General features: G+C 70.3%; 10 protein-coding genes. 3 read left to right on the forward strand and 7 right to left on the reverse strand.

The features are described 5' to 3' along the window. Nucleotide 1 precedes the first annotated feature (1 nt). From ACFVXG_RS37820 to ACFVXG_RS37830, 3 genes are all read right to left on the reverse strand, one after another. A complete protein-coding gene (locus ACFVXG_RS37820; RefSeq protein ID WP_387934445.1) occupies nt 2-802 on the reverse strand; it encodes an aldolase in 801 nt (266 codons plus the stop codon). Between the two features lie 145 nt (nt 803-947). Continuing rightward, nucleotides 948-1,397: a hypothetical protein gene (locus ACFVXG_RS37825; protein WP_387934446.1), complete on the reverse strand. Its 450-nt coding sequence runs from the start codon at nt 1,395-1,397 to the stop codon at nt 948-950. After that, nucleotides 1,397-2,572, reverse strand: a complete 1,176-nt coding sequence (locus tag ACFVXG_RS37830; RefSeq protein WP_387934448.1) for a molybdopterin-dependent oxidoreductase — start codon at nt 2,570-2,572, stop codon at nt 1,397-1,399. The genes ACFVXG_RS37825 and ACFVXG_RS37830 overlap by 1 nt, the downstream gene beginning before the upstream one ends. Nucleotides 2,573-2,954: 382 nt before the next feature. On the opposite strand from ACFVXG_RS37830, the gene ACFVXG_RS37835 reads away from it, so the two are divergent. Further along, nucleotides 2,955-3,296 (forward strand): DUF5713 family protein, encoded by a 342-nt coding sequence (locus ACFVXG_RS37835; RefSeq protein WP_387934450.1) that lies wholly within the window; start codon nt 2,955-2,957, stop codon nt 3,294-3,296. A gap of 162 nt (nt 3,297-3,458) precedes the next feature. On the opposite strand, the gene ACFVXG_RS37840 is transcribed toward ACFVXG_RS37835, so the two are convergent. Further along, nucleotides 3,459-3,920 carry a MarR family winged helix-turn-helix transcriptional regulator gene (locus ACFVXG_RS37840; RefSeq protein ID WP_387934451.1) on the reverse strand — a complete coding sequence of 154 codons (462 nt, stop codon included), beginning with the start codon at nt 3,918-3,920 and terminating at the stop codon, nt 3,459-3,461. A gap of 74 nt (nt 3,921-3,994) precedes the next feature. After that, on the reverse strand, nt 3,995-4,708 hold the full coding sequence (locus ACFVXG_RS37845; protein ID WP_387934453.1) for a MarR family transcriptional regulator: 714 nt from the start codon (nt 4,706-4,708) through the stop codon (nt 3,995-3,997). A 217-nt stretch (nt 4,709-4,925) separates the two neighbouring features. Between ACFVXG_RS37845 and ACFVXG_RS37850 the strand changes: the two genes are divergently transcribed. Continuing rightward, nucleotides 4,926-6,134: a serine hydrolase domain-containing protein gene (locus ACFVXG_RS37850; RefSeq protein ID WP_387934455.1), complete on the forward strand. Its 1,209-nt coding sequence runs from the start codon at nt 4,926-4,928 to the stop codon at nt 6,132-6,134. 72 nt (nt 6,135-6,206) lie between these two features. Here ACFVXG_RS37850 and ACFVXG_RS37855 read toward each other — a convergent pair whose 3' ends face one another. Further along, complete coding sequence (locus tag ACFVXG_RS37855) at nt 6,207-6,395, reverse strand: DUF397 domain-containing protein (protein WP_387934457.1); 189 nt, start codon at nt 6,393-6,395, stop codon at nt 6,207-6,209. After that, nucleotides 6,392-7,273, reverse strand: coding sequence for a Scr1 family TA system antitoxin-like transcriptional regulator (locus tag ACFVXG_RS37860; protein WP_387934459.1), 882 nt, complete (start codon nt 7,271-7,273; stop codon nt 6,392-6,394). Before ACFVXG_RS37860 ends, ACFVXG_RS37855 begins: the two co-directional genes overlap by 4 nt. A 119-nt stretch (nt 7,274-7,392) precedes the next feature. On the opposite strand from ACFVXG_RS37860, the gene ACFVXG_RS37865 reads away from it, so the two are divergent. Further along, complete coding sequence (locus tag ACFVXG_RS37865; protein WP_387934461.1) at nt 7,393-7,848, forward strand: ATP-binding protein; 456 nt, start codon at nt 7,393-7,395, stop codon at nt 7,846-7,848. Nucleotides 7,849-8,055 lie beyond the last annotated feature (207 nt).

Raw genomic sequence — 8,055 nt, forward strand, 5'->3', positions numbered from 1 at the left:
GTCAGGACTCCTTCCGGGGGCTGAGCGCGTCGCCGTGGCCGGCGCGCAGGGCGCGGCGGGCGTAGTAGGCGAAGTTCGCCTGGCCGCGCTTGGGGGTGGAGATCCAGTCGTGGGCCTCCTGGGCGAGCAGGCCGGGGATCTCCTGGATCTTCCCGGCCGCGCTCGCCAGCAGCTGGAGCTTGGCGGCCCGCTCGAAGAGCAGGGCGAGGGTGCAGGCCTCCTCGACCGTGCCGGTGGCGACGAGTTGGCCGTGGTGGGCGAGCAGCAGGGCGCGCTTGTCGCCGAGGGCGGCGGAGATGATCTCGCCCTCCTCGTTGCCGACCGGGATGCCGGGCCAAGTCTCCAGGAACGCGCAGTCGTCGTACAGCGGGCACATGTCCATGTGGGAGACGACGAGCGGGGTCTCCAGCATGGACAGCGCGGAGATGTGCAGCGGGTGGGTGTGGATGATGCAGTTGACGTCGGGTCGGGCCCGGTACACCCAACTGTGGAAGCGGTTGGCCGGGTTGGCCATCCCGTCGCCCTCCAGGACGGTGAGGTCCTCGTCGACGAGGAGGAGGTTGTCCTCGGTGATCTCGTCGAAGCCGAGGCCCAGCCGCTGGGTGTAGTAGGTGCCGGGGCGTTCGGCGCGGGCGGTGATCTGCCCGGCGAGGCCGGAGTCGTGGCCGGCGTCGAACAGGATGCGGCAGGTGAGGGCGAGTTTCTGCCGCACCGTCCAGTCGTTGTCGGGTATCGCGGTGCGCATCCGGTGGTGGGCGAGTTCCACCAGCTCGGACTTGCCGGCCTCGAAGGTGTCGGTCATGGCCGTGGTTCTCCTCGGTGACGTGAGGTGACGCGGTGGTGCCCGGGCGCGGTGGCTTGGATTCGGCTGCACCGCGCCCGGGTTGACACATCGTTCACTCTAGGACACGACGTGTCCTTCGTCCATGAGGAGGCCGTGGGCGGGCTCAGCCGCCGGACCGGGCCCGTCGTCCGGGGCGGGCCCGGCGCCACCGTCGGGCGAACGCGATCAGGGCCGCACACATCGCGGTAACGGCCAGCAGGAGCAGCCAGTTGCGCAGGTACGGCAGCGGCAGCAGCGTCGGGTTGCCGGAGTCCCGGCCCGCCCGGAGGACGGCGGGCAGCCCGACGGTGGTCAGCGCCGCGGCGACGATCAGCCAGCCGCGCAGCACCGGCCGCCGTGCTGCCTGCCGCGCCCGGCCGACTGCGGCCAGGGCGGCGCCCGCCAGGCAGGCCAGCGGCAGCCACAGGCTGTCATGGACGGTCAGGGCGCCGACGGCCCACCACAGCACTCCCGCCGGCTCGGTGATGAAGGAGTCGTCGAGCAGCCCGTACAGGCCGACGCCGGTCAGCGCCAGCCCTGCCACCAGCGTGGTGCCGCGCAGCCACGTCACCATCACAGCACCTCGATCCGCGCGACCCACTTGGTCTGGAGCACGCCGGGCCGGTTCGGCGCGATGATCCGCGCCGGGAAGCCGTGGTCCGGGCTGAGCTCCTCGCCGTCCACCCGCAGCGCCAGCAGGGTGAGCGGGTCGGCGGCGTACGAGGCGGGCAGCTCCGTCACCCGGTACGGCCCCTCGGCCTCCAGCGAGGTGATCCGTACGGCCGAGCCCGCCGGCGCCCCGGCCCGGGCCAGCAGGTCGGCGACCCGGACCCCGCCCCACCGGGCGCTCACGCTCCAGCCCTCCACGCAGGCGATCGGCAACACGGCCTCGTACTGCGGCAGTTCACGCAGCTCGGCCAGGTCGAGCCGGAACGGCCGGGGGCCGTCGACCACCAGCCGCCAGTCGGCGGGCACGGTGACCGTCCCGGCCTGGGAGGCCGTACGGTTGACCGGCAGACCGCTCGGGCCGAAGCCCGGGCGGCGCGGGGCCAGCAGGTCCAGCGACCGCAGCCAGGGCACCGTCTGCCCGGCGGTGGTGAGCGTCACCGCGCCGACGGCCGCCCCCACCGTGAGGAGGAAGCCCCGGCGCCCGGCCACCGGAGCCTGCGGACGGCGCCAGTGCCGGGCGATCAGCGGCGCCTTGACGGCCAGGTGGAGCAGCAGACCGCCGGTCGCCAGCCAGCCCAGCCAGAAGTGGGTCTGGCGGAACGGGAACGGCCAGGGGTACCACTGGAGGGTGTTCAGCAGCCCGGTGAACAGCTCCAGCAGCAGGGCCGCCACCAGGATCGCGATGCTCAGCCGCTCCAGGGCGTGGAGCACGGTGCGGGCCGGCGGCCAGGCGAACAGCCGGGGGTAGACCGTCCACAGCTTCGCGCCGGTCAGCGGGATGGCGGCGATGCCGCTGATCACGTGCAGCCCCTGGGTGAACCGGTAGCCGTTCACCGGGCGGGAGGGCAGCCGGGCCGCCAGCCAGTGCGGCGGCTCCTGGAGGAAATGGCTGGTCAGGCCGGTCAGGAAGCAGATCAGCAGGGCCGCCCCCAGCCACCGGCCGAGCACGACGGCGGTGCGCGGCTCGTGCAGCGGCGAGGTGAACGCGCCCTCGCGGAACGGGCCGCGCCGCAGGAACGCGGGCGGGGGAGGGAGCGGGCGGTCGAGACGGCGCAGGGCACCGGGAGGCTTGGAATCCACCCGTCCATCGAAGCGCGCCGGGCCCGTCATGAGGCGCTGCGGCGTCCTTACGGATTGCGAACGGCGGGTGGGTGACGGGCTCGCTGCCGAGGCCCGTGGGCCCTCGCCGGATCGGCGAGGGCCTACGGTCGCCGAGCTGTTCCGGAGGGAATTGGTGATGGAGGAGTGGGAAGTCGGCCACACCGACTTCCCATTCCTGGTGCTGCTCCGCGGAAATGGGGCGTTGGGTGTCAGGCGGGTTCGTGGCGGGGCTCTCCTCCGCCTCGCTCTCTCTTCCTGTCCCGCTCACACATCACGCCGACCCCGATCCCGGGCCCGTCCATTGTCAGTGCTGTGGTCCAGGCTGGGGACGTCGGATCCTCGGAAGGGAGGTGTGATCGCCATGTCGGTCACAAACCAGCAGGTGGCAGGGTATCCATTTCTGAAGGGGCTGTTCGAGGACGATTACTTCCCCGATCAGGTCGTCACCAGGGGGAAGGAGATCCTGCTGAGGCTGTGCGCGCGGATCGAGGCCGAACAGCCGTCGGACCTGGCGGCGCTCTACGCGCTGACCGAAGTGGCCACGGAGGAGTTCAACGCGCTGGAGGCGGAGTTCGAGGCAGCTGGAAGCGAGATCGAGACCGTCGCGCGGGAGGAGATCTGCGAGGACTTCGGGTTCGTGGCGTCGGCGTACGGGTTTGAGGACGCCGATGTCGAGGAGTTGGTGGCCGCGAGGGACTGGTGAACGCACCGACCTGGCCACGGGGTGGCCCCGGTCACTCTGGAGAATGACCCGCGCCGCCGGTGAACTGTGCTGCAGGTCAGGCGGTCTTGAGTCTCGACGCCCTGATCAACACCCCTTCATGAACATGTGCGGGGCCACACCAGTGCAGTCTGTGACCAGCCTTCACAACGGCCTCGGGGCGAGGTTGTCGGTGACGCGCTGCAGTACGGAGACCGCAGTCGCGTACTCCTCCTCCGTGATGTCGCCGAGGAACTCCGTGCGCACCCGGGCCATGTGGTCCTTCGCCGTTGCCAGGCGCTCGCGGCCCGGCTCGGTGAGGGTCAGTCGGCCGTTCGCGCCGATGCTGAGCCAGCCCCGGTGTACGAGGGCGTCGGCGGCGTCGACTATCACCTGGGAGCCCATGCCGTAGGGCACGGCCACGGCGCGGATCTCCTCCCTGGTGAGGCCGTGTTCGGCGCGGACGATGTTGTTGAGCGCCCACCACTGGGGCTGGGTCACGTCGATGCGGGCCAGGGCGGCTTGCGAGTGCCGCAGAATCGCCTCGGTGGCGCCCCAGGCGACCAGGGCGATGGGTCGCTGGGCGGGCGTGGCGGTGTTGGTCAGCGGGGTGTTTGCGGTCGTCATGATCGCCAGGCTAGAAGCTCAAGCGCGGTTGAGGTCAAGGCTGTGGCGCTGCCGCCGCGAGAGAGGTCGGCGGCTCAGGACATCCCGGCGGTGGAGCGGCGCAGCTCCACCGCGCGGATCAGGTCGGCGCCGATCTCCGCGAGGAAGTCCGCAGCCGTGTCGAGGCGTTGCCCGGCCGGGCTGGCGGCGCCGAGCAGGTCGGCGCCGCTGCGGGCGAACTCGGCCAGCAGGGCGTTGCGTTGGGCGCTGGCCAGCAGCGAGCGGTACCAGACGTCACCGTTGATGGTGTACTGCTCGCGGCGGCCGTTCCGTCCGTCCCGCTCGCGCTGGATCAGGCTCTGCTCCTCCAGGTAGCCGACGGCCTTGGAGACCGAGGCCGGGCTGACGGTGAGCCGCTGCACCAGTTCGGCCGAGCTGAGACTCCCGCTGTCGGTGACGTAGAGGCAGCTGAGCACCCGGGCCGCCATGCGGGGCAGGCCGAGGTGCACCAGCAGGTCGGCCAGCCGGTTCGCGAAGTCGGCGATGGCCGCCGGGTCGCGCCCGTCCGGGACGGTTACGGCGCCGCCGGCCGGGCGGGCGAGGCCCGGCCGTCGTCGGGCCCGGCGGGCGGTGGCGCGCTGGGCGGTCTCCGCGCGGTAGCGGCCGGGCCCGCCGTTGCGGGCGATCTCCCGGGTCACCGTGGAGGTGGGGCGGGCGATCAGCCGGGCGATCGCGGCGTAGTCGAGCCCCTCGGCGAGACCGGTGGCGATCGCGAGACGGTCCTGCGGGCTCAGCCTGGCTCCTGGCACGGGTGGTTCCTCTCCTCGGGCACTCGGGACGAGTATCCGGGTGCGGGCGACGGTTGCAACCGTGTTTGCATTCGTCGGCATCGTCATTGCAATGATTGACCGTCACTGACCTGCGGTGATGGCGCGGTTCAGGCAATCAGATATTGAGGGATCCCCGAACTCGGCCGTACGTTTCTCACCGACGACGAAAGCCCGACCGACCAGGGGGACACAGACCATGAACACCACTACTCGCACCGCCCTCGCCGCTGTTGTGGCCGCTGCCCTGCTCTCCGCCACCGCCCCGGCCGCCCTCGCCGCCGACCGCGAGCACGGTGGCCACGGCAGCCACCAGGGCTTGCAGGCCGCGCTCGACCAAGCGGTCACCGGCGCCGGCCTGCCGGGGGTGACGGCCGAGGTGCGCGACAACGGCTCCACTTGGTGGGGGCAGTCCGGCACCGCCGATCTGAGCACGGGTCAGAAGTTGCGCCCGCAGGACCGGTTCCGGATCGGCAGCACCACCAAGACCTTCGTGGCCACCGCGCTGCTCCAGCTGGAGGCCGAAGGGCGGCTGAGCATCGACGACAGCGTCGAGCGGTGGCTGCCCGGGGTCGTCGACAGCAACGGCTACGACGGGTCGGCCATCACCATCCGCCAACTGCTCAACCACACCAGCGGGGTCGCCAACATCGCCATGTCCGACGTGGCCCAGCACGACTTCCAGGGCGAGGCCTTCCTCCAGCACCGGTTCGACCACTTCACCCCGCAGGAGTTGGTCGAGCTCGGGATCAGCGTGAAGCCCCGGTTCGCGCCCGGCACCAGCTGGGAGTACTCCGACACCAACTACGTGCTGGCCGGCATGATCATCGAACAGGTCACCGGCCACAGCCTCGCGCAGGAGATCGCCGACCGCTTCGCCAAGCCGCTGCACCTCAAGAGCACCTACGAGCCGGCCTCCGACGACACCGGCATCCGGGGCCCGCACGGGCGGTTCTACTCGAAGCTCGGCACGTTCAACGACCCGAAGCTGCCCATCTACGACGTCACCGAGCTCAGCCCGAGCTGGGGGTACGGCTCGGGGGACATGATCTCCACGGTGGGGGACCTGAGCACCTTCTTCCAGGCGCTGCTGGGCGGGCGCCTGCTGCCGCCCGCGCAGATGGCGGAGATGTTCACCATGAAGGACCCGAGCACGGGCGCGGGGTGGATCCCGAACTCCCACTACGGGTTGGGAGTTGCGTCCGTCGGTTTGTCGTGCGGCGAGGTGTGGGGGATGGGCGGGGCGATCAACGGCTCGTGGTCCTACACGTTCGGGAGTCGCGATGGCCGGCACATGATGTCGACCCAGGTCAACGGCGACTGGGCGAACGGTGAGGAGTGGGGGCCGATCTCGGTCTTCACGAAGGAGCTGGAGGCCGAGTTCTGCGGCGAGGCGAAGGGGAAGTAGGGGAGACCCGTACAGAGTGGTGATGTACGGCACCGGCCCGGGGCGCCGCAGGGGCGCCGGGGCCGGGGTGTGTCAGACCTCGCTGGTGGCGGCGAAGGCGAGGAACGCCTCCCATGCGGCCGGCTCGAAGGCGAGTTGGGGGCCGCTCTTGTCCTTGGAGTCGCGGACACGGACGGCGTCGGGGGCCTCGGCGACCTCGATGCACTGGCCGCCTTCGTTGCTGCTGTAGCTGCTCTTGATCCAGGCGAGCTTCGCGTTCATCGTTCTCCCAGCATTTTCTCGATCAAGGCCAAGGACTCCCTCACGTCGAGCGACTGCCCCCTGAGAGCGCCGTATCGTGCGTTCATGATACGGACTTCCTCTTGGCCCGTGATCAATCGACTACTCTGCTGGGCTTCGATGTAGCCGTTCTGCGGACGTCCCTTGGGAGTGATGAGCGTGAAGGGCCCGCCCAAGGCCGGGTGATCGACCCTGGCAGTGGGCATGATGTGGATCGCCATACCGCGCATGCGTCCGACTTCCAGCAGGCGCCGCAGTTGTTCTTCGTGAACTTCCCAGCCGCCCAACGGGCGTTGGAGGACGCTCTCCTCGATGACCCAGCTGAAGATCGCCCGCGGCCAGCGAGTCAAGATCTCCTGACGTTCGAGTCGCACGGCCACACGCTCCTCGATCACCTCCTCGGTGAGAAGCGGCTGACGCATTCCGAAAAGTGCTCGCGCGTGCGCCTCGGTCTGCAGTAGGCCGGGGATCAGCAACGTGCTGAACTCGTGAATCTCTACAGCCACGGGCTCCAAGCCCGCATAGCCCCGGAACCAGGCAGGGTGTCGCACGCGGGCTTTAGCTCGAGCCTTCATCACGTCGTCCCGCTGGATGGCCAACAGGCCGCCAGCATTCAGTTCCCTGTCCAAGGCGACGAGGAGCTCCGGTTGAGGCGTTCGCACTCCCCGCTCCACCGAGCGGATCAGCTCTTCTCCGTAGCCGACGCGCTGTGCCAGCTCCTTCTGGGTCAACCCGGCTCGTTCCCGGAGAAGTTTGATCTGCTTCCCGATCGCTCGGAAGAAGTCCGAGACCTCCGACAGGTCTTCCGGGAGTTCCGTTCGAATCTCGTCGCCCGTCTCGCTGTTCCGCGCCGCACTCATTGCGACCACCCCGCCTGTGATTGAGCCGCACCAACATAAGCTGTCCGCACCTGCACAAGTACTCTCTGTGCCCGCCAGACCCATGGTCAGCGTACGTCCGCCCCGCCACGCTTTCTCCCATGACGACCGAAATCCCCCTCGACAGACCCCGCCCCCACACCACCCTCCTCCCCGCCACCCCCAAGGGTGTCGGGCGGTGCCGGCGCATCGCGAGGCGTCAACTCACGTGCTGGGGGCTGAACTCCACGCACACCGACCCCTTCCACTCCGCGCTGCTGATCATCGCGGAGCTCGCCACCAACGCCGTTCTGCACGGACGCGTTCCGGGGCGCGGGTTCGAGCTGCACCTCTCCCTCACCACCACCGCGCGCCGGGGCACCACCCTGCGCATCGAGATCAGCGACCCCAGGGGCGACAAGCTCCCCGCCCTCCCCACCGGCGCCCCCACGCCGCACTCCCAGTCGGGCCGGGGCCTGATCCTCGTCGACGCCTTCAGCGACCGCTGGGGCACCATCCCCCGCCACCCCAACGCCAAGACCGTCTGGGCCGAGCTCGACCTCACCGATGCCGCCTGAACCCCGCCATAGCGACGGGCAGGCCGCGCTCTGCACGCTCCTCCCCTTCGCGCTCCTCCTCGCCCTCCTCGCCTGGGCCTACCCCCTCACCGCACCCAGGCCCGACCACAACCACCCCACCCCGCACCCCACTTCCACACCCACCCCCGAAAACCCCAGGAGTGGGGAGTGGGCCCCCCCCCCATACCCCAACAACCCCCCCCCCCC

The organism is Kitasatospora sp. NPDC058162 (assembly GCF_042884005.1).
GTDB lineage: Bacteria > Actinomycetota > Actinomycetes > Streptomycetales > Streptomycetaceae > Kitasatospora.